Consider the following 21644-nt stretch of genomic DNA (forward strand, 5'->3'; position numbering starts at 1 on the left):
GTTTTCTCCCTTTCAATAGTCTGTTCCGGGGTTTTCCCGGATGTTCAAAGTGTCCCGGTCTAAGACTTCATTCTGGCAGTGTAGCGCCCCTGCTCCGTGTGCGTTATCTCCAGTTCAAGACCGTACATGGCGCTCATAGTGGAGCTGGTCAGCACGTTTTCAAGGGGGCCGGAGGCAAACACGCGACCTTCCTTAAGCGCTAGTGCGTGGGTAAACCCGGGAGGGATTTCCTCCAAGTGATGCGTGACCATGACCATGACCGGGCTTTTCGGGTCACGTGCCAGTTCTGCCAGCCCACTGAGCAATAGTTCACGCCCACCCAGGTCGAGGGCAGCTGCCGGTTCGTCCAAAATCAGCATTTCCGGGTCTATCATGAGGGCTCGTGCCACTAAAACGCGCTGTTTCTCGCCTTGGCTCAAAGTGGCAAAGTCGCGGTCTTTCAAATCTGCCACCTCAAACATGCTCATCAGAGCTTGGGCACGTTGCACGTCCACCGTTTCGTAGCTCTCCCGCCAGGATGCCGTCATCCCCCAAATCGCGGATAGTACGGTCTTTTCTACAGTTTCCTGCGGGGGAATCTGACCGGCGAGAGCCGGGGAGGCGTATCCCACCCGCTGACGAATCTCCGCAATCTCGGTTTTTCCTAATACTTCGTCCAGGATTTCCACCCGCCCTCGCGAGGGGTAAATCCGCCCCGCCAGCATATCCACCAAGGTGGTCTTTCCTGCCCCATTGGGTCCCAGCACCACCCAGTGCTGTCCCAGGTGAATCCGCCAATTGACGTTATGCAAAATAGAGGTGCGATTACGCCACAATTCAACGTTGTCACACCGGGCGACCAAAGTCATACTGTTCTTTCCTATCCGTGGCTGGAGGGCTTTAGGTTAATTGTGACGCTGGGCAATGACTTTTTCATACAGTGCCATAGTTTTTTCCCCAATTGCCTCCCAAGTGAAGTGTTCTTGGGCGCGCTTACGACCCGCCTGTCCCATCTCCCGGGCGCGTTCGGGATGAGTCAGCATTTCGGTAATCCGCTGCGCCATCGCGCACTCAAATTCTTCGGGATGCAGAGGCTTACCCGTACCGTCATTGACCTGTTCAATCGGCACTAAAAAGCCGGTTTCCCCATCGACTACCACATCGGGAATGCCCCCGGTATCGGTAGCGACCACGGGCAAGCCGCAAGCCATCGCCTCTAGGTTCACGATTCCCAGCGGTTCGTAAATCGAGGGAGTCACAAACAAGGTCGAGCCGGTCAACAGGGCAATCATGTGGGCGCGGTCCAGCATGTCCGCAATCCACACTACTCCCGGACGCTCCCGCTGCAGGCCATGCACCAGACTTTCGACCTCCGCCATAATCTCTGGGGTGTCGGGCGCTCCCGCGCACAAAACGATTTGGGCGTCACGAGGTACGTCGCGCAGCGCCCGCAACAGGTAAGGCAGACCCTTTTGTCGAGTAATACGCCCGACGAAAGCTATCGTGAGGTCATCTTCGTTCAGACCATAGTCCGCCCAGACTCGACTGCGGAATTCGGGAGTGATATTAGAGAAATCCCAGGTCGTCAGGTCAATGCCGTTGTGGATGACATGGACTCGATCAGGCTCGACAGCGGGATAGCAACGCAAAATGTCGTCTTTCATAGCGTGAGACACTGCCACGATGGCGTCTGCGGCTTCGTAAGCCGTTTTTTCTGCCCAGGAAGAGATCCGGTATCCCCCGCCGAGTTGTTCAGCTTTCCACGGACGCAACGGTTCCAGGGAATGGGCGGAAATAACATGCGGAATGTCATACATCAAAGAAGCCCAATGCCCGCCCATATTTGCGTACCAAGTATGGGAATGCACCACGTCAGCCCCGGCTGCATCAGTCACAAATTCTAGGTCCACACCCAAAGTGCGGATGGCAGCGTTCGCGTCTGCCAACCCTTCCAGATAGTCGTAGCCGGTGACCCCCGGCTCGCCGCCTTCCGTGCCGGGGGTGCGAGGTCCCTCAAAACAGTGCACCCTCACTTCTGCCCGCTGCCGCAAGACCTTGGCGAGTTCGGTGACGTGAACTCCAGCTCCCCCGTAGACTTTCGGAGGATATTCCCGACTCATCAAATCAACCCGCATGGCAACCTCGCTTTAACACAAATCGACCCAGTACAACTCGGCCCGTAGTATCCCCGGAAAGACCCTGAGTGGCGAACCGCGACTGCACCTCTAACCTATCCCATTTGCGTGTAAAAAAACCTGAGAAATACCACACAAAAGCTAAAAAAATCTCCTAGAGTTAATGCATGGCACAACCAAAAGTTTTGACAATTATTCTCGCTGGCGGCGAGGGCAAACGCCTGATGCCTCTCACTGAAGACCGCGCCAAGCCCGCGGTGCCTTTCGGCGGTCACTACCGACTGATTGACTTCGCGTTGTCAAACGTGGTGAACTCCGGCTATCACCGGGTTATCGTCCTGACCCAATACAAGTCACATTCCTTAGACCGACACATCGCTACGGCCTGGCATATGTCGAACATTCTGGGCAACTATGTGGCACCTGTACCAGCTCAGCAACGCACCGGGAAACACTGGTACATGGGGTCAGCAGACGCAATTTTTCAATCTGAAAACATCATCAGTGACGAACGCCCTGACTACGTGCTGATTATCGGAGCTGACAACATCTACCGGATGGACTTCTCACAGATGGTGGAGGAACACATCGAGTATGGACTGCCCGCCACGGTGGCAGGCATCCGGCAGCCTCTGCAAATGGCATCTTCCTTTGGAGTCATTGAAGCCGACGAAGCCGGAAAAATCACTGCTTTCCGGGAAAAACCCCACGATGCGGTCGGGCTGCCCGATGCACCCAATCAAGTCCTCGCCTCCATGGGTAACTACGTATTCAACACTGATGCCCTGCTCGAGGCACTGCAGCGAGACTCTCAAAATGACGACTCAAATCACGATATGGGTGGGGACATAGTGCCATATTTTGTCTCTCGCGGGGAAGCCCACTGCTACGACTTTATCCGCAACGATATCCCCGGTTCGACCGAACGGGACCGGGACTATTGGCGTGACGTCGGTACTATTGACGCCTATTACGAAGCGTCAATGGACCTCATTGCGGTCCACCCCATTTTTAACCTGTATAACCCGAAGTGGCCGATTATGACGACGGTGGACGGCGAACTGCCCCCCGCCAAATTCGTCTACGGGGATGATTCCCGTATGGGACACGCCATTGACTCTTTTGTCTCCAGCGGCACGATTATTTCTGGGGCTCTGTGTGTCCACTCAATCATTTCCCCCGGAGTTCGTATGAATTCCTGGTCCGAAGTGACTGACTCGGTCTTGATGAACGGCGTGGTACTGGCGCGGCATGCAAAAGTCGACCGTGCCATCTTGGACAAGAACGTTTACGTTGGTGAGGGCGTCACTATTGGCGTTGACCTCGAACAAGACCGGGCGCGCGGCTTCCTGGTGACTGATTCCGGGATTACGGTCGTCCCCAAAGGCACTCGGGTCGAGCAGTAGCCCATGGCTGAACTCTCGCTGCCCCTGCGTTTTACGTGCGTGTGGGAAAAAGACACTGCGGATATAGCCCCGGAGGCGTTTCTGTCCGCGGTGCTACACGCTACCGGACTGAACCCCGCCGCGCCACCAGTCCGTTCCTCGTCAGAGGAACTTAGTCGAGTATCTCTGGAAGTTCCGGCCGCACCATCTACCTCTCGGGAACAGAGAGCGGCGTGGACCCGCGCTATTGAAATTGAACTGGATTCACCGCAACTCGCTGTAGCGATAACGTCTGGAGAAATGGCGTTACGAGGTCCTGCCCTGGTGGTTTTGGACGGGGATTCTACGCTATTTACCGGGGAAGGCATCGACCTGGTGGCTGCCCACGCCGGGACACAGGCAGAAGTCGCTGCCATCACTGCTGCCGCAATGCGCGGAGAACTCGACTTTGCCCAGTCCCTGCGGCGTCGCATGGGAACATTACGGGGTCTATCGGTCAGTGTCTTGGATCAAGTGCGCCAGGATTATCATTTTTCACCGGGAGCGACACAGATGGTGTCGGCTTTTCATCACCACGGTGTAAAAGTCGGGGTGGTGTCCGGCGGGTTCATGGAACTGGTGGAACCACCCGCAACGCAAATCGGGCTGGACTTCGTTAAGGCCAACCGGTTCGAGGTGGCAAACGGTCAGCTCACCGGTGCCCCTGAGGGAGACATTGTGACCGCCGAAACTAAGGAAACTTGCCTGCGTTCGTGGGCAGCCGAGCTAGGTATAGGTCTCAATCGCTGCGTAGCGATGGGAGACGGCGCCAATGACCTGAAAATGGTGCGCGCCGCTGGATTGGGGGTTGCCTACCAAGCCAAACCTGCCCTGCAAGCCGCTGCTGATGTGCGTCTCTCGTGGTCTAACCTCGCGGTGCTCGCGGCGCTCACTCTCCCGAGCTGACTCAATCCGGTTCTCGCGAAAGTTGTTTGTCTGAGCAGCTCCACGTTCGCATTCAGCGGGTTGAAGGGCGCTCCGGGTTGGAAACGTCGACCACTTTCACGTCCTGCACCGTGAACAAAAGCTTAGCTACCTGGGCTTTTTCCACCGAGTCACGCGAATTACCCCAAATTAAACTGCGCCCGTCACGCAACTTAAACTGCAGCTGAGCCGGATCGTCGGAAGTCACCGCGGCAATCATAGATCGCAGTTCCTGGGGCATATCCCCAAAGGCAATTAAAGCTGCATCTACCAGCTTGCGAGTTTGCCCGCCGAGCTTCTCCATATCGACATCCAGCTGCGGCAGTCCCGCCACATCGCCAGGGGCAATCTCCAACACCACTCCGGATCGATCAACACCCACGACCTTGCCATTTTGCCGCACGGTAGCCACCGGAACACGCTCCACAACGTGAATGTTCAAACCGTGCAGCCAAGCCGGTGAGACTTTCGCGTCCTTCAGGGCACTAACTTCCTGCAGCACCGTTTTTGCCACACCTGCCGTCGCCAGACTGGTGATAGAGCGTCCCTCGAAACGTTGAGTAGCTTGGCAAATCTGGCCAATGTCTACATTGCGAGTGCCCGTGACATGGCATTTGGAGAGCTGGTAGGCAAATAGTGGCGAAAAAAACAGCACATACAAAACAATCAGGATTCCCAGCAGCACCCCTATCAGTCCGGAAACCCGCAGTCGTAGCCGGTGACGGTGAATAAATTCTTGTTCCTCTAACCGATCCAACAACGTGTTATCTACGCTTGCCACCCGCAGCGAATCCCAGGGGGAACTTGCCTCAAAACGAGCCCCCCCAACGGAGGATGCCTTTGGATTGCGTTTATGCTGAGAAACTTTTTGGGCAGCTTTCACCGCCTCTCGGTTTGCTTTCGCAGCTCGCTTTTGGGCTTTCTTAGTAGCTTTTTTTTCGTCGCGTTCCTGTTTGTTGAGTTGCGCCGGAGTCGGCTTTTTTGATTTTGTTTCGGAGGCAGAAGTTCCGGGGTTCGCCGTATCGGTCGCGGTGGCGCGCTCACGAGGGCGGGACGGAGCGTCCTTGCCGAGGTCAACGCTTTTGGGGTCAACTACGGGTCGCCGGGATCGCCCCCGACGAGAGCCACGACCCTCTGCGGGCTTCCCCAGGGTGGGACGAGAAGGTGGTTTCACGCCTGGCTCGCTTTCGCCTGAGTCGCTTGTTCCACCGATGCATAGTCATGTCCTGCGGCGATAGCGTGACCGACGTGAGTGATGGAGCCAGCCCCCAAGAACAACAGAAAATCGCCGGGACGAGCAGCCCGGAACGCGTGCAGTCCCGCCGCGTACATATCCGCTACGTAGGTTCCCTTCCCGAGATGCTCGGTGATGATATTGCCATTCACACCGGGAATCGGCGCTTCACGGGCAGCATAGACCGCGCATACGGTCAAGTCATCCACCGTAGCAAAAACGCGGGCGAAAGCATCGACGTTATGGTAGGTCCGGGAATACAGATGTGGCTGGAAACACACCAGCAATCTGCCCTTACCAGCCAGGTCACGAGCCGCCTGCAAGGTAGCGGCAATCTCGGTGGGATGGTGTCCATAATCGTCATAGATGCGTACCCCATCGCGTTCCCCAACCGGCTGCATCCGGCGGTCAGCTCCCGAAAAAGTCCTTAACGCCGCGATGAACTGGGACAAGTCCGCCCCCAGGACATAGGCAGCCCCCAGGGCCCCACCCGCATTCAACAGCATGTGTTTACCGCCGATACGCAAGTTCAACTGCCCATGAAACACCTGCTGTCCAGCATCGGTGATAGTAACTTGGCATTGACCTCGACCCGGTCCCAGTTCCGGTTCGTGCAACTGCACTACGACATCTCCAGCCAGGGGGACCCCGAAACCATAGGAAATAACCCGCGGTCCGTCAGCGTCGCCTCGCGCTGAAACCTGCTCAGCGAGCCTTTTGACCCCGGCATCATCGGCACACAGCACCAACGCCCCACCCTTGCGCAGTCGACCGGTAAAGTTCACGAACGCCTGCTCAAACGCTGCCGCGCTACCCCAGTGATCGAGGTGATCCGGCTCAATGTTGGTGATGACTTCCACCGCGGGTGAATAATTCAGGAAAGATCCATCGGATTCATCAGCCTCGATGACAAAGGCGGAGCCTGATCCCAAACGTGCTCCCGTCCCCAAATCGGCGATAATTCCCCCGATAGCAAAGGACGGATCCGCGCCAATGTCCAGCAAGGAATGAGCCATCATGGATGAAGTGCTGGTCTTGCCATGCGCGCCAGCCACTGCCACCAGCTCGTGAGAACGAGTACAAAAGTCTAGGGCTTGAGAACGATGCCAGATTTCTAAGCCCAGAGCCTTGGCGCGGGCAGCTTCGGGGTTATCCTCATGTATCGCCGAAGTCACCACCACGATGGCATTAGCGGGAACCTGTTCCTCCCGGTGTCCCACGTGAACATTGATACCCGCCTCGCGCAGTTGTCCCAAGGTATCAGCTGGCACCTGGTCGGAACCGGACACCTGATACCCCAGTTCATGCAGCAGTAGCGCGAGGACACTCATGCCCGCCCCGCCGATACCAATCAGATAAAATTCCTGGTCAGAAGGGACCTCGTGGGCAGCAGTGACGTTGGACAGATTCGTGGAACTGTCTTTAAATTCGGGCATGTTTAGGCCTCCTCGGATTTTCCGGATGTTTCACGCCAGACTGTCAGGATGAGATCGCAGAGATTTTCTGCCCCGCGCGTGGTACCGACCTGGGCTGCCGCCGCGCGCATGGTGGCGTTTTGCTCGGGGTCTAGCAGACGTAGCAGCAGTTCGGCAGCGGTAGACTCGGTCAGTTTCTTTTGATCGAGCAAGAACGCTCCCTCGGCTTCCACTACCCCGCGCGCGTTCAGAGCCTGTTCCCCATTGCCAATGGGTAGAGGCACGTAAAGAGTAGGAATCGCCAGGGCGGTATTTTCCGCGACAGTTGCCGCCCCCGCACGGCACACTACACAGTCAGCTAGCGCCAGACCATAGTGCATCTCGGTGAGATAGTCTCGCACCTGGTAACGCTGCTCCAGATGATGTTTCGTAACGAAATCCTGGACCGGACCGTCCTTACCTTTCCCGGTGAGGTGAATGACCTGGGCGGAAGGATTTTCCTGGAACACTCGCAAAAGCGCGTCGGGCAAGACTTCGTTGAGACGTTGCGCTCCCAGAGAGCCTCCGGTTATCAACACCGTGGGGTGCGAAGGCGGCAAACCAAAGAATTCGGCAGCTTCAGCACGGGCTGCGTCCCTGGTCAGGGGCATTTCCAACTGATGAGCCAGTGCGAGGATGCTGGGTCGCAAGGGCAGACCGACCACGCGGGTCTCACCGTGTTTCGATTTCAACCCGGTGCCCTCAAAAGTCAGACCAACCCCAGCGGCGTAGCGTGACCCCACCCGATTGGCAAGCCCCGGCCTGGCATTTTGTTCATGAATGACGATGGGAATGCCCAGGCGTTTCGCGGCGAAATACACCGGAGTGGAAACGTAGCCACCAAAGCCAACCACCAGGCGTACCCCCCGTTTTTGGAAAGTATCGCGCAGCAACGCCACCACGCGACGCATCTTGACGGGCAAACGGACCAAATCCGAACTGGGACGACGCGGCATGGGCAAGCGGGGAATGGTCAACAGTTCGTAGCCGGCGGCAGGAACTAACTCACTTTCCAGCCCTTCGGAAGTACCCACAACCAGAGGATCGAAGTCGAATTCAGTGGACTTTAGTGCGGCAATAGTCGCCAGCAAAGGATTCACGTGTCCCGCGGTACCGCCGCCTGCGAAAACAATGACCGGTCTCGAGATGTCACTCACACCCTCAACTTTAGCGTGTTTTATCCAGAAACTTTTTCAGGGCACGGTTTAAGGTGCGGTTGTCGGGGAGTATGCGACCGTTTTTCCCCACTTTATCGATGTCAAGAGAAACGTTCAACGGTGCACCCGTCCGGGCAGCAACACCGCTGCCCCGCGTCGCAGGGGACGCATCCGAGCTTTCAGGGCTGCGTCAGCCCCTGGTTCGGCACGCGCGAAACACATCATCATTCCCATCGCTGCCATGATGGAGAGCAGGGAGGAGCCACCTGAAGAAAGCAGCGGTAGGGGCACCCCAATAATCGGGAGCAGACCAATCACGGCACCGATATTGATGATAGTTTGGGAAAAAATCCAGCCTGTCAGACCCGCTACGGTGTAGCACACGAACGGATTGGTTTCGGGAGTCATCATCCGCATCATTGTCAGGCACAGCACCACAAACAAACCCAGAACCAGGAAAGTCCCCAGAATTCCAAATTCCTCACCCAAGATGGCAAAAATATAATCCGTATCCGCTTCCGGCAGGTAGGACCATTTTTCTCGGCTGGCCCCCGGACCGACCCCGGTCAACCCCCCGGTAGCCAAAGACCACAAGCCGTGCTGTCGCTGGTAGCCAATACCGGTGGGGTCAGTGGTGGAGGCATCCATGAATCCAAAGACGCGGCGGCGACGGTTGGCGGAACTCATCACTGCCAGGGTGACCCCAAAAATTCCTAACAGGATGGTCCCCGCAAAGTATCGCCAGGGAATCCCTGCCACGAATACCGCCGACAAAATGAGCGCTGCCATCACCATCGCGGTGCCCAAATCTCGCCCAATCATGACCAAGCCCAGCGACCCTACCGCGGGCAGCCCGGCATTGAGCAGCCAGCGTTTCTGATCTCTAGCCTCCCGTAGTTCCGGATCCGCCAAGACCCGCCCCAACGCAACTACCAGAGCCAGCTTCATAAACTCGGAAGGCTGGATGGTAAAGACACCACCGAGGTTAATCCAGTTCGTGTTACCGCCCGCAGAAGCACCGTGCATACCCGGCACGAATACCATAATCTGCAGCAACCATGACGCTCCCAGGAACCACCAGGTCCACTTTTGATAAAAAGCCAACGGAATTCTGGAAGTAATCAGCAAAATCAACAGTGCCGCGACATAAATCAGCGAACGTTTCCCAAAGGACAGAAACGGGTTTGCCCCACTTTCCAGGGCAGTGATGGTCGAGGCGGAAAACACCAGGATAAAGCCAATGATGAACAGCAGCAGGGTGGTGACCAAAATCAGGTAATAACTCAGGACCGGCTGGTTCTTCCACCCCCCAATCAAGGTAGGGAGCGCGGGCTTTTCCCGGGATGACGCGGCAGCTTGGGCTGAGGCGGAGTTGACGTCAACCAAGACGGGGGCTGACTTTCGCGAGGAAACCTTCGGTAGTTTCGCGTCTCGAGGTGTCTTAGGAGCCTTGTTCCTCCCCGCCATCTTGGTTCTCCCCCAGTCTCCGCGCCACCTGAGCAAATTGGTCGCCACGCTCGTGATAGTTGTTGAACTGATCCCATGAGGCACAAGCCGGAGCCAACAGCACGGTGTCCCCCGGAACGGCTGAAGCTCGCGCCTCGTTGAGTGTTCTTTCCATAAGATTGTCCCCCGGAGCGACCCGTTTCACTGGGATTCCCGCGCCGTTTTCAGCAAATGCACTCTCGAAAGGCTCCGGATCCAGACCAATCAGCACGGCAGCTTTCACCTTCGGAGCCACCGCTTGCACCAGAGAATGAAAATCTTGACCTTTCGCGTCGCCCCCGACTATCCACACGGCACGCTTATCGGCAATATCACGCAGTGACGCGGCTGCCGCGTGTGTATTTGTCGCTTTGGAATCATCAATATAGGTCACGCCCCCGAACGTGCCGACTACAGCACGGCGATGATTTGCCAGCTCAAACTCGCGAATTCCGCGGCGCACCCAAACAGGCTGCAAACCGTAGGAGCGCGCCAGTCCGGCTGCTGCCAGAGTATCTGCCAGCAGGGCTGAGGTCGGCGTTTTTGCTCCGCTCAAGTGTTCCAGGTCCGCAAAAGTTGCCAGTTCCAGCGCCTGGGTTTCGTTATTTTCCCCAAAAGCGCGGTCCACAATGACATCCTCAATCACACCCAAAAAGCCCGGGGCGGGAATACCCGGCGTTAAACCGATGCACTTTTCCGCAGGAAAGCCCTGTTCCTGGACGAAACGTTTGCTTAGCACCTTGGTCGGCAGTTCCTCAGTAGCAGGATACAGGGCGGCACGCTGCACCCCGCAATAGACTTTCGATTTGTCCCAAGCATACTCGTCGGCGCTGCCGTGCCAGTCGATATGATCAGGCGCGAAGTTTAGCCACACTGCTGCCCAAGGTTTCAAGCTGTAAGTGGAATGTAGCTGTGCCGAGGACAATTCCACCGCTAGTGCATCCACGGCTCCTTCGGCAGCCACTTGGACGATGGGCGTGCCATAGTTACCCACTGCGGTTGCTACGACGCCACCAGTAATGAGCATCTGTGCCAGCATTCCGGTCGTGGTGGTCTTTCCATTCGTGCCGGTAATGCACAACCACTTGCAGTTACGGTTACCGATGGCTTCCTGAATCTGCCACGCCAGTTCGACTTCTGACCACATGGGCGCGCTAGCCTCGGGGAGGCGATAGAGAGGATTATGCGGAGCAATTCCTGGAGAGACTATGAAAAGTTTGTGCCCTTTCGCGGCGGCTGCCTCGCCCTGGAGCTGTTCGCCCGTGGCAGCGCAATAGTCCACCCGGTCACCAAGTTCCTCACGTGCCTGTTGCAAGGCGTCCGGGTTCGCGTCGTAGCAGGTCACATGGGCTCCGAGAGCGGCCAGCACGTCGGCTGCGGCACGCCCGGACTTCCCCAGCCCCAATACGCCAATGGAAGCACCGGAAAATTGTGTATCTTTCACAGTTTCATCACCCAATCGAAATAAAACAGTCCCACTCCAACGGCCGTCATCAACCCAGCAATAATCCAAAAGCGCACGACCACGGTAATTTCTTTCCAACCCAACAATTCAAAGTGATGATGAATCGGAGCCATCTTAAACACGCGCTTGTGAGTGGCTTTAAAGAACCCGACCTGAATAATGTCACTGATGACTTCCATCACGAACAGACCACCGATAATGATTGCCAGGAACTCAGTGTGGGTGAAAATCGAAACTCCCGCCAGGATACCTCCCAGTGCAAGTGAGCCGGTATCGCCCATAAAAATACGCGCCGGTGAGGCATTCCACCACAAAAATCCAATCAGTGCCCCGACCACTGCCGCACAGAAAATCGCAATGTCCAGCGGGTCGCGGATTTCAGCGTAACACGCGGGGGCTTTCGTGCCCTCGATACCGCAGCGCTGCGAGAACTGCCAGAAAGACATCATGGTGTACCCGCCGAAGACGAAAATCGAAGTGCCGGTCGCTAACCCATCCAGACCATCCGTCAGGTTCACCGCGTTAGACCAGGCTGCCACCAGGAAGTTTGCCCAAATCAGGAACAGCACCACGCCCAGCCCAATACCGGCGAAAGCCAAATCCAGGTTCGTGTCCCGGATGATAGAAATTTTCGTGGAAGCGGGGCTCAGCCCACGTGAGTTCTCAAATCCTAGTGCCAGTCCAGAAAATATGGACCCTACCGCCAACTGACCAAGTATCTTCCCAGTCGGGTTTAGCCCTAGAGAACGGTGTTTAGAAATCTTAATCCAATCGTCTAACCAGCCGATGAATCCCAGACCGACCAGCAAGAAGATGAGAACCAGGGACGAAACGGTAGGTCCCTTTCCACTGGTCACGACCTGGTGAACGTGTCCCGCTCCCCACCCGATAATGATGGCAAGGATGATGATGACCCCGCCCATGGTGGGCGTACCGCGTTTCGTATAGTGCGCGGTGGGACCATCCTGGCGAATAAACTGACCATACTGCATGTTGACCAGCCATTTCGCATAGAACGGGGTGACCAGCAGGGCAAATAGAAGGGCGATAAAACCGGCAGTCAATACCGCAGTCATCGGACGCGGCCCCTTTCTTCAATTTCTTGCGCCAATTTCCACAAACCCGAACCGTGAGAACCTTTAACCAAAATCAAATCACCGGGACGCACAATCTCTTGCAGCAACCGACCGGCAGCGGTGGCATCCATCACCTGATGACTTTCCCCATCGCGCTTCAGCGCGGAGTAGGCGCTTTCGATGTGCTTCGCCATCGGTCCGACGGTCAGCAGCACCGAAATTCCGAGGTTCGCGGCGTAACGCCCGATTTCTCCATGCAGTTGCGGAGACGTCTCGCCCAGTTCCAGCATGTCCCCCAGCACAATCACCACGCGCCGAGTGGCTCCCGATTTCGCAATCACGTCCAGGGCGGCTCGCACCGAATCCGGGTTCGCGTTATACGCATCGTCAATGAGGTCGACTCCGTCTGCCAAATGCACCAGGTTCATGCGATGTTCGCTGACCGGAGTAGCATTTGAGAGCACAGTTGCAATCTCGGCAGGAGTCATCCCGGCGACATGCGCAATCGCCGCGGCTGCCACCGCATTGGTGACGTGATGCGCACCGAGGAGCTGCAGCTGTACCGGAGCGCTACCCTCCGGGGTGTGCAGCAGGAAACTGCCCCGTGCGGCCTCGTCCAGTCGCAAGTCGGTGATGCGCACCGGGGTGTTCTTTTTCGTTGAAAAGTACATGAGGCGTCCCGAAGTCCGTCCGCTCATGGCTTCCACCCGCGGGTCGTCCGCATTCAAAATGGCCATCCCTGAAGGTCCCAGGTTTTCCAGGATGGTCGCTTTCTCGGCTGCTAAGGCCTCAACCGATGAATACGACTCCAGGTGTGCTACTCCCACCATCAGGACCAGAGCCACATCCAGTGGCGCAATGTCGGTCAGATAGGCGATGTCACCGGGCTGCGAAGCGCCCATTTCCAAAACCAGGTACTCGGTAGACACGTCCGCTTCCAAGACTGTCAGCGGCAGTCCGACCTCATTATTGAATGATGCCACGGGGGCAACAGTGGCACCTTTGGTGGATAAAAGCTGCTTCGTCAGGTCTTTGGTGGTGGTCTTCCCGGCGGACCCCGTAATGCCAATGACGAGTTTTAGTTTGCCGGTTCCTCCGCGGGCTTGGGCACGCAGTTGTCGCAAGTGCGCCCGAGCCAGCCGCCCCAAGGCATATTGCGGGTCGGAGACCTGCAGCACGGTCAACTGGTCCAACTCTTCGGCGGTCGCCCACCCTTGATTGAGAATCTCGGCGCGGTCGTGGCTGACGATGGCAACCTTTCCCCCACGGCGAGCCACGGAACCCAAGAAGTGATGCCCGTCAGTGTTTTCTCCAGGCAACGCCACAAAGACATCTCCGGTGCTGACCAAACGCGAATCGGTGTGCGCACTGCCTTGAATCCGAGTCGAGTTTTCCCCAGGTTCCAAACCAATCGCCTCACGTAGGGCGTCAAGGGTCATATCTATCAAAGGTGGACTCCTTCAAAAGGCAAACAAATCAGCTTTAATCTTATCCCACGCCATCCCCGGTCAGAAAAGGGGGTCAGTTCCGCTTGGACAGAGCCTCGCGGGCGACCACCCGATCGTCGAGGTCATATTGACCTTCCGGCGTGAACATGATGGACTCGTGTCCCCGCCCCGTAATCACGACCGTATCTTCGGGACGCGCGTCTAAAATGGCTCGCTCTATTGCCACCTCCCGCGGGGCGACCTCCACAAATTTTTCCTCGTAACCCTTCATTCCAGCCATCACGTCTCGGCGAATCCCGCTGGGTTCTTCCTCGTGAATATCCCCGTCGGTAACGTAGGTGAAATCTGCCAGCTCGGCAGCAATCTGACCCAAAATCGGACGTTTCCCCGGATCACGCTGTCCGTCAGCGCCCATCACCAACAGCAACCGACCTTTGGTCGAAATCCGCATGGTGTCTAGCAAAACCTTGGTGGAATCCGGGTTGTGTGCAAAGTCCACAATCACCCGTGGCTCTTCACACAGCAGTTCCATCCGTCCCGGCACGTCCAGTCGGATGGGATTCACGGTAAGGTGGCGCAAAATGTCGCCGTCTAACTGACGCGGGCTGGGAGACAATCCTGTCACCACCATGACGATGGCAAGGGCGGCATTGATTGCGTTAAACGTGCCGGGCATCCGTACCTGCACGGAGGCTTCTTTGCCATCGAAAGCCCGCAGTCGCAGTTCGGTAAAGCCACCGTCCAGCTCGATAATTTTCCCTTGCCAATCAGCCGGTCGACCCGTCAGAGACAGGGTCACGAAATCATGTTGCCCGCTACGTTCCAGCTGCTCTGCCAGGCGCTGACCCCACACGCCGTCAACGATGATGACTTGGCGATCACTGCGCTGCTGGGAGAACAGCGAAGCCTTGGTCTGGAAGTATTGTTCCATCGTGCCGTGGTAATCCAAGTGATCCTGGGACAGGTTCGTAAATCCGACGCAAGCAAAATGCAGCGGATCCACCCGCCCCATCGCCAAAGCGTGCGAAGAGACTTCCACCACCATGTGATGCACATTTTCCTGCACCGTCGTAGCCGCGAAAGCTTGCAGCTGCGGGGCTTGCGGTGTCGTGATGAAAGCGGGAGCGGTTTTCTTTCCCACCGCGGCTTCTACCGTGCCCACCAGCGAGGACAGGTGCCCCACTCGGTGCAGCAGATGACGCAAAAGGTAGGTGGTGGTGGTCTTTCCGTTTGTACCTGTCACGCCCCACGCGCTCAATTGCTGACAGGGACGGTTGAAGGCAATAGCTGCGGCTTGACCAGCCACGGAAGCCACATCGGGCACGATAATAGCGGGGATGTCCAGGTCCGTGAGGAACGCCATCCCTTCCGGATCGCTCAACACTGCCCCGGCTCCACGCGAAGCTGCGTCGGCGGCAAACTTGGCGCCATGCACGTGGAACCCAGGCATCGCCACAAATAGTTCACCGCCGAGCACCGCTCGATTATCAATCACCGCACCGCGCACACTCCCGCCGTCACCGTGAACCGTGCCGCCCACGGCTTGTGCCAAATCCGTAACTTCGACCCAGGGCAAGCGATGCAAATCCGGCGCGTAGGGGTCAAAAGCAACTTCCAGAGTCATATTTCTCTAATCTCCAATCGGATACAGCTGTGGCTTCGTGTCGGTGGGTGGGATTCCCAGTTCTCTAATCGTAGCCCCCGCAATCTCTTTAAAGGCAGGTACCGCCACCACTGCACCATATATTGAGGCAGAAGGGCGGTGTACCACCACGGTGATAACCACGCGGGGATTATCTGCGGGAAACACCCCGGTAAAGGACCCGACGGTCCCGGTTTGCCTGCCATTGGCTTCAATAATCTGGGTGGTACCGGTCTTTCCTGCCACCGGGTAGCCCTCAATTTGGGCATCAGGAGCGCCACCCTTTGCAGAGACAACACCTTCCATCATGGTCAGCAATTCCCGAGACGTATCCTTGGTATAGACCCTGGTCCCCGCATCCACAGATCTCTTTTCCATGCTGCCGTCAGGTTTCTTCCACGATTCGATGAGATGGGGTTGCACTTCCACTCCCCCGTTCGCCACCGTGGCGATACCGTTGGTGACCTGGAGGATGGTTGCGGCGATACCTTGACCAAACATGATGGTGTAACGTTGGCGTCCGTCCCATTTTTCGGGCGCTGCCAGTAGACCTGCACTTTCGCCGGGCAGTTCAACACCGGTGAGCTTGCCAAAACCGAGTTGTTTCAGCTTTTGATACCGATCGGTGTCCGTCACCAGGTCACCAACCTGGACGATTCCCACGTTCGATGATTTCGCAATAATCCCCGCCGCGGTGAGTGCGTAGGTACCGTGGGGAGTCGAGTCCCGGAAACTTTGCCCGTTAGACATGGTGATTGCAGCCGGCACAGTAAATGTACTGGTAGGAGTAACTTTACCGGCATCAATGACCGCCCCCATGGTGTGAACTTTCAAAGTCGACCCCGGCTCATAAACCGTAGAGACGGCTTTGGATCCGCGATTTTTATCACTGGTTTTGGTGGGATCTGAGGGGTTGACAGTATCCGTCTCGCACAGGGCAAGGATTTTTCCAGTACCGACCTCTTGGACTTCTGCCATGACGGATTGCGCCCCGAACTGAGAGCGAGATTTTTCGACTACCTGCTGACAGGTATTCTGCAAATCCAGCAGGATAGTCGTCTTAATGGTTTGCCCGGCAATGGCTTCCTTGCGATAGTTGTCTTGAACCGGGATGGTTTGTCCCTTCCGACCGATTTCCGTGAAGTCTTTGCCATCCACCCCGGCGAGCTTGCTATTTTGGCTCAATTCCAGCCCTGCTAAGCCCACCCCGTCGATATTGGTAAAACCGATGATGTTTCCTGCCACGTTGCCGTTGGGATAAATCCGTTTCGTGATTTCTTCGGGCTCAATGCCTGGGATTCCCAGTTTCGCGACTTTGCGCCAGACTTCGGGGGTCACTTCTTTGGCAATGTACACGAACGTTGAAGGCTTTTTACCGGGTTGCGCGGTCAGTTTTCCGCCCAGCTCGGCGGGTTCAGCTTTCAAAATCGGAGCCAGTTTCTTTGCTGCCGCTGCCGGTCCGTAAGCCGCAACCTCGGGTCGGTCGAATTGGTCATAGATAACCTTCGGGTTACCCTGGGCATCTTTACCCGCGGTCTTCGGCTGAAAATAGGTATTGATTTTAACCTGATTAACCCCGATATTGTAACGTTTCACGGAGGTTGCCATCTGCCTGCCAGACGAGTCCAGAATGTCCCCACGCTGAGCCTTAATGACGTGAATGCGACTGCGCTGATCCTGAGCTGCCGCGGCGAGTTCCGGTCCCTGTACCAACTGCACCACCACCAAACGAACTGCAAAAATGCACAGCACCGCGATGATGGTCCCCACCAACAGGTTTTTTCGGACTCTACTCACCAGACCAGTTTCGCCCCGAGCTGCCCTGTTTTCACGTTCCCACGCCGTGAACGCGAGGGGTTTCGCCAGGCGAGACGCCCTCTGCAACCCCTAGTGCGCAGCTTTCCCGGGAATGATTTCGCCAGTCGACAATGTCACATAGCCCTGTTCCCCGGCGGGAACCAATCCGATTTCGCGGGCTTTTTCTGCCAGATATTGCGGCGATTGGGCTTCACGAGCCTGGGTCACCAAGTCAGCTTGCTGGTCGAGCAACAAGTTCAACTCGTTTTGCATGGCGTACATGTCGTAGGAAGTCATCGCCAACTGAGTATTGATGACGACGGGTACGACCAGAGCAACGACGAGCATCGCTGCCACCGTCAGCCACATCGGCCACGTGATACGACGCTTCTGAAAATTCGGAACCAGTTGCAGCTGCGGTCGGGAGGCACTCCGAGCCGGGAGCGGCGTCCCAGCAACATTGCCGGGTTTGCGCAAAGCCAGGTTGGAAGTGGCTACGTTAGTCACGAGGGTCTCCTTCATCTAGGGGGCGGACGGGGTTTTGAGCACGTAATTTCATCAGGGTGGGAAACCGTTTTTCTGCCGGTTTTGGTTTGGTTCTCACAAGGTTCCCCGCGCGAGTTTCCGGGTGGGGTTCCCGCGTCTTTTCCACGGCGCGCAATCGCAACGAGGCGGCGCGTGGATTCTGAGCGACCTCAGACTCATCAGCTAGACGAGAGCCATGTGTGAGGTCGCGCAGCCAAGGCTGCGCCTGTTCAGGCAGCACGGGTAACCCCTTGGGCGCCGCGGGGTGAATCCCTGCCGCGAAAGCCCTCTTGACCAGGCGGTCCTCCAGGGACTGATAGCTTTCAACCACGATGCGTCCACCGACTCGCACGCTTGCCAGCGCCTTTGTCAGGAAACGTTCCAAATCGCCGAGTTCGTCGTTAACCGCCACCCGCAGGGCTTGGAACGTGCGTTTGGCAGGGTTCCCTCCGGTACGCCGCGCCGGGGCGGGAATCGTGTCGCGGATGATTTGTACCAGTTGTCCGGAAACTTGCAAAGGCTGATTCTGTCGGGCTTTCACGATAGCTTTCGCGAGGGGCCAAGAAAATTTTTCTTCACCGTAGGTGTGCAGCACCGCGGCAATTTCTTCTACCTCTGCCAAGTTCAAGAAATCGGCGGCGGTGAAACCGGAGCTCTGATTCATTCGCATGTCCAGAGGAGCTTCCGGATGCGCATAGGCAAAACCGCGTTCCGCCTCGTCCAGCTGCAGTGACGAAACTCCTAGGTCAGCTAAAATCCCGTCGACTTGGCTCAGACCGTGTTGCGCCAACACGTCGTCCAGTTCCCCGTATGTCGTACCGACGATGCTGAGGCGATTGGCGAAATCACTGAGTCGAGTTGCCGCCAAATCCCGAGCCTGCGGGTCACGGTCGATACCGATGATTCGCAACTGCGGATGGCTCTCCAATAGGTATGCGCTGTGTCCCCCCATACCGAGAGTGGCATCGACCAAGACAGGACCTTGAACATTGTGAAAGTCGGCGGTGGAGGAAAGTGGGGTGACAGCTTCTGAGGTGGGGGTCAAAGCGGGTGCCAGTAAATCAGCGCACACCGCAGCCAGCACCGGCTGGTGGATTTCGGCAACTGATTTCACGTTTCTTCTTTCTCCTCAGGGTATGCCCCCGTGTTTCTAGCGTCTCCCGCGTTAGCCAGGTTTCCCACCGTGTCTGCCTGCGGGGAAGAGCATTCAGAATCGGTAGGACACCAAACCCACGCGGGTTTATGCAGTTATGCGCGAGTTTTCTCACAGCAGCCCCGGAAGGATTTCTTCCGAAACTTCTGAAAAGTCCTCCTCGGCGGCAGCCAAGAATTCGTTCCAGGTCTTGAGGTCCCAAATCTCGACCCGGGAACCCGCTCCGAAAACCGCCAGGTCACGGTCTAATCCGGCGTATTCACGCAGTGCGGGCGGAATGTTAATCCGTCCTTGCTTGTCCGGGATTTGATCGCTCGCCCCAGATAGCAGCACGCGGGAAAAGTTGCGCGCCTGCTTGTGGGTGAGGGGAGCCTGGCGGAGTTCCGCGTACAGGGCTTGGAACTCGCCAGTCTCAAACGCATAAACGCAGTGGTCTTGACCTTTGGTCAAGACGACTCCGCCTGCGAGTTGCTCCCGAAAGCGGGCAGGCAGTATCAGGCGACCCTTGTCATCGAGCTTTGGCTCGTAGGTCCCTAAGAACACGACCTTCCCTTTCACCCTCAGCGTGACGCTGAATTTTGACCCGATACCTATAAGGTTTTCGTTATACCCCACTTTACTCCACTTTCATCCACGAATATGCAAAAACGCGATAAATTTCGCATTTCTAACAAAAGAATCGTTGAAAATTCAGAGAATTATTGAGTGGAGGAAATATTTGCAATTATCCCCTCAGGGACGGATTAAAAGGGATGTTGAGAAACAAAAAACCGGCTACCGAAACTCGGTAACCGGATAAAACCCTCGAGTCAGCGACTCGACACAAGGCGAGATAACAGACTATTCACCCTGTTGGCGACGCTCCCAGCGTTCATTTTGGCGATCCATAAAGGAACCGCGGGAAGCTGGCGCGCCGGCGGGCTGGCTGCGAGGGGCAGGCTTCGAAGCGGAAGACTTTGACCCGACCCCAAAAATTTTCAAAAACCCCAGGACGATAACCACGAACCCCAGCACTCCCACGAGAGTACCTAAGAAATCCAGACCATTCAGATAGGGCGTGGCAATGAGCCCTCCAATCAGGACCGTCGCCCCAATCAGCACCAAAACGACCCCGAAAGCAACCCGCCGCGGGCGACTCACCGCAGGCTCGCCGACCTTCGTGGAAGTCTGACGCATCCTGTCAGCCATTCTGGGATCCTCATTGTGGAGCTGAGCTTCCATCTGCGCCAGGACTTGCTTTTCATAGTCCGACAATGCCATGACCATGCCCTTTCAATGCGCGGTCGAGGAAAACATCCCAAAACCAAAACCAACATGTTACTACAAACCAGTTTACCTGTTTTTATCCTAATCGCGCCACATGACCTGGAAACGAATCGACCGAAACTCGATAAACAGCCCTTTTTACTGGTTTAATTGTGTTATGCAAGCGTTAATTATTGGTCTGTGGTGGGTTGTGGCACTAATCTTAGCGGCAATCCTCATCTATCGAGCACGTCCTCAGAGCAGCGTAGAACGCTACCGTATCCAGGCGTATATCAAAGAAGTCGAGCCCCTCACCGAGGACGACACCATGCGTTCCCTGCCTTACGAGGTCACGGTCCTTTTGCCATTTCAAGACCCCGGTGAAGCTAACTCATATTATTACGTAACTTTAAACCCCGAAGACCTCCATGTCGGTCGAGCTCGGACCTGCGCTCGCTATCACCTTCCGCTGCCCGCATGGGTCTCGGTTGTCGATCCACGCGACATCCGTTTTGAAAACTCTCACTCCTGGAACACGGAAACCATCATCAACGCAGTACTGCTGTTGATTGCACAGTTCATCATGACTGGCATCTGCCTGTTCAACATGGAACTCATCACGAACTCAGACCCCTATTTCGTGCTCCTGTTCCCGCCCACGATACTGTTCTTTGCATTCGCCACTCTCTATGGTCTCCTGCGCTTTGGACAAGCTGTCGCGGTGTGGGTTCGCGTGACGTCCAGCCCCGCCACCGTGCCGGCTTCGATCAGCGGCATTCGACGCCTCAACGGTCGCGCCGGGCGCCCCGGCGGCTTTGAAGTGTCCCTGCTGTGGGCACCGCTAGGAATGCCGGCACAATACGGCAAGGTGCGGATTCCCGGCTTCCAGCGACGCACCAGCCTTTTGCTGCAAAAACTGGTGCGAACCCAGCTAAAGGAAGAAGCGGAAGGAGTGTGGCGGGTCGCCCCGGCAATTCCCCCGGAACGTCCCCAACCCCATACGGCAGTTTCTGAACTGCACACTCCCGACGGACCTACCATGGTGAAAATCACCGCTTTACCGGAAAATGATCCGCGATTTGACCCACGTCCTCCAAAAGCTCGTGCCGCCGCAGAAAAAGCCCGACTAAAGCGAGAGGCGGAACTGTTGGCGCAACGCGAAGCCTTTGAACGCGCCACCGCACGAGCCCGCATTGAGGAAGCTAATCGGGCGGAACTCGGCGACGAAACAAACAGTCTCGATGAAGTTGCCGCCCAGGGACCTCAGGCTTGGTATTACCCGATGAACCCCTCGCGGGTAAACCTGGTGGGAGTGGGCACAGATCCGGGAAATCGCGCAAATCTGATTGGACCCGGCATCGGCTGGCTCGGCATAGCTATATTGACCGCGCTGACTGTAGCATGGCTCGGTTTTATCAATCCCGACATTATGTTCCCGGTCTACAATGCCCCCTCCGGGGATCAGCCACTGGGTGGTTGGACTCGCTAACCATCCGGTATT

At 56.6% G+C, this 21644-nt stretch carries 18 protein-coding genes; 3 read left to right on the plus strand and 15 right to left on the minus strand.

Annotated elements, in window-relative coordinates; genetic code table 11:
• Positions 1 to 59 precede the first annotated feature (59 nt).
• Together HMPREF0574_RS01535 and glgA are read right to left on the minus strand one after the other, a co-directional pair.
• Complete coding sequence (locus HMPREF0574_RS01535; protein WP_004006910.1) at positions 60 to 848, minus strand: ABC transporter ATP-binding protein; 789 nt, start codon at positions 846 to 848, stop codon at positions 60 to 62.
• 36 nt (positions 849 to 884) lie between these two features.
• The gene (gene glgA / locus HMPREF0574_RS01540) at positions 885 to 2114 is read right to left on the minus strand and encodes a glycogen synthase (RefSeq protein ID WP_004006911.1); all 1230 of its coding nucleotides are present in this window, start codon (positions 2112 to 2114) and stop codon (positions 885 to 887) included.
• A gap of 167 nt (positions 2115 to 2281) precedes the next feature.
• Between glgA and glgC the strand changes: the two genes are divergently transcribed.
• Together glgC and serB are read left to right on the plus strand one after the other, a co-directional pair.
• A complete protein-coding gene (gene glgC, locus HMPREF0574_RS01545; protein ID WP_004006912.1) occupies positions 2282 to 3520 on the plus strand; it encodes a glucose-1-phosphate adenylyltransferase in 1239 nt (412 codons plus the stop codon).
• Positions 3521 to 3523: 3 nt separating this feature from the next.
• The gene (gene serB, locus HMPREF0574_RS01550; RefSeq protein ID WP_004006913.1) at positions 3524 to 4444 is read left to right on the plus strand and encodes a phosphoserine phosphatase SerB; all 921 of its coding nucleotides are present in this window, start codon (positions 3524 to 3526) and stop codon (positions 4442 to 4444) included.
• 52 nt (positions 4445 to 4496) lie between these two features.
• Here serB and HMPREF0574_RS01555 read toward each other — a convergent pair whose 3' ends face one another.
• From HMPREF0574_RS01555 to HMPREF0574_RS01615, 13 genes are all read right to left on the minus strand, one after another.
• The gene (locus tag HMPREF0574_RS01555; protein ID WP_004006914.1) at positions 4497 to 5636 is read right to left on the minus strand and encodes a cell division protein FtsQ/DivIB; all 1140 of its coding nucleotides are present in this window, start codon (positions 5634 to 5636) and stop codon (positions 4497 to 4499) included.
• Complete coding sequence (gene murC / locus HMPREF0574_RS01560; protein ID WP_004006915.1) at positions 5633 to 7132, minus strand: UDP-N-acetylmuramate--L-alanine ligase; 1500 nt, start codon at positions 7130 to 7132, stop codon at positions 5633 to 5635. The genes HMPREF0574_RS01555 and murC overlap by 4 nt, the downstream gene beginning before the upstream one ends.
• 2 nt (positions 7133 to 7134) lie before the next feature.
• Complete coding sequence (locus HMPREF0574_RS01565) at positions 7135 to 8307, minus strand: UDP-N-acetylglucosamine--N-acetylmuramyl-(pentapeptide) pyrophosphoryl-undecaprenol N-acetylglucosamine transferase (protein WP_004006916.1); 1173 nt, start codon at positions 8305 to 8307, stop codon at positions 7135 to 7137.
• Positions 8308 to 8421: 114 nt separating this feature from the next.
• Entirely contained in the window at positions 8422 to 9774 is a 1353-nt protein-coding gene (locus HMPREF0574_RS01570) for an FtsW/RodA/SpoVE family cell cycle protein (RefSeq protein ID WP_004006917.1), read from the minus strand.
• Positions 9749 to 11236 (minus strand): UDP-N-acetylmuramoyl-L-alanine--D-glutamate ligase, encoded by a 1488-nt coding sequence (gene murD, locus HMPREF0574_RS01575; RefSeq protein ID WP_004006918.1) that lies wholly within the window; start codon positions 11234 to 11236, stop codon positions 9749 to 9751. Before murD ends, HMPREF0574_RS01570 begins: the two co-directional genes overlap by 26 nt.
• Entirely contained in the window at positions 11233 to 12333 is a 1101-nt protein-coding gene (gene mraY / locus HMPREF0574_RS01580; RefSeq protein ID WP_004006919.1) for a phospho-N-acetylmuramoyl-pentapeptide-transferase, read from the minus strand. Before mraY ends, murD begins: the two co-directional genes overlap by 4 nt.
• Positions 12330 to 13781, minus strand: coding sequence for a UDP-N-acetylmuramoyl-tripeptide--D-alanyl-D-alanine ligase (locus HMPREF0574_RS01585; protein ID WP_004006920.1), 1452 nt, complete (start codon positions 13779 to 13781; stop codon positions 12330 to 12332). The genes mraY and HMPREF0574_RS01585 overlap by 4 nt, the downstream gene beginning before the upstream one ends.
• Positions 13782 to 13854: 73 nt before the next feature.
• Complete coding sequence (locus tag HMPREF0574_RS01590) at positions 13855 to 15405, minus strand: Mur ligase family protein (protein ID WP_004006921.1); 1551 nt, start codon at positions 15403 to 15405, stop codon at positions 13855 to 13857.
• Positions 15406 to 15411: 6 nt separating this feature from the next.
• A complete protein-coding gene (locus tag HMPREF0574_RS01595) occupies positions 15412 to 17307 on the minus strand; it encodes a peptidoglycan D,D-transpeptidase FtsI family protein (protein ID WP_004006922.1) in 1896 nt (631 codons plus the stop codon).
• 3 nt (positions 17308 to 17310) lie between these two features.
• Entirely contained in the window at positions 17311 to 17727 is a 417-nt protein-coding gene (gene ftsL / locus HMPREF0574_RS01600) for a cell division protein FtsL (protein WP_236585871.1), read from the minus strand.
• Complete coding sequence (gene rsmH / locus HMPREF0574_RS01605; RefSeq protein WP_004006924.1) at positions 17720 to 18859, minus strand: 16S rRNA (cytosine(1402)-N(4))-methyltransferase RsmH; 1140 nt, start codon at positions 18857 to 18859, stop codon at positions 17720 to 17722. The genes ftsL and rsmH overlap by 8 nt, the downstream gene beginning before the upstream one ends.
• Before the next feature lie 150 nt (positions 18860 to 19009).
• Positions 19010 to 19441, minus strand: coding sequence for a division/cell wall cluster transcriptional repressor MraZ (gene mraZ / locus HMPREF0574_RS01610; protein ID WP_036324503.1), 432 nt, complete (start codon positions 19439 to 19441; stop codon positions 19010 to 19012).
• Between the two features lie 297 nt (positions 19442 to 19738).
• Complete coding sequence (locus HMPREF0574_RS01615) at positions 19739 to 20158, minus strand: DUF3040 domain-containing protein (RefSeq protein ID WP_236585870.1); 420 nt, start codon at positions 20156 to 20158, stop codon at positions 19739 to 19741.
• 163 nt (positions 20159 to 20321) lie between these two features.
• Here HMPREF0574_RS01615 and HMPREF0574_RS01620 point away from each other — a divergent pair, with 163 nt between their 5' ends.
• Positions 20322 to 21632: a hypothetical protein gene (locus HMPREF0574_RS01620; protein WP_004006927.1), complete on the plus strand. Its 1311-nt coding sequence runs from the start codon at positions 20322 to 20324 to the stop codon at positions 21630 to 21632.
• Positions 21633 to 21644 lie beyond the last annotated feature (12 nt).

This window comes from Mobiluncus curtisii subsp. curtisii ATCC 35241 (genome assembly GCF_000146285.1).
In the GTDB taxonomy this organism is placed as follows: Bacteria; Actinomycetota; Actinomycetes; order Actinomycetales; family Actinomycetaceae; genus Mobiluncus; species Mobiluncus curtisii.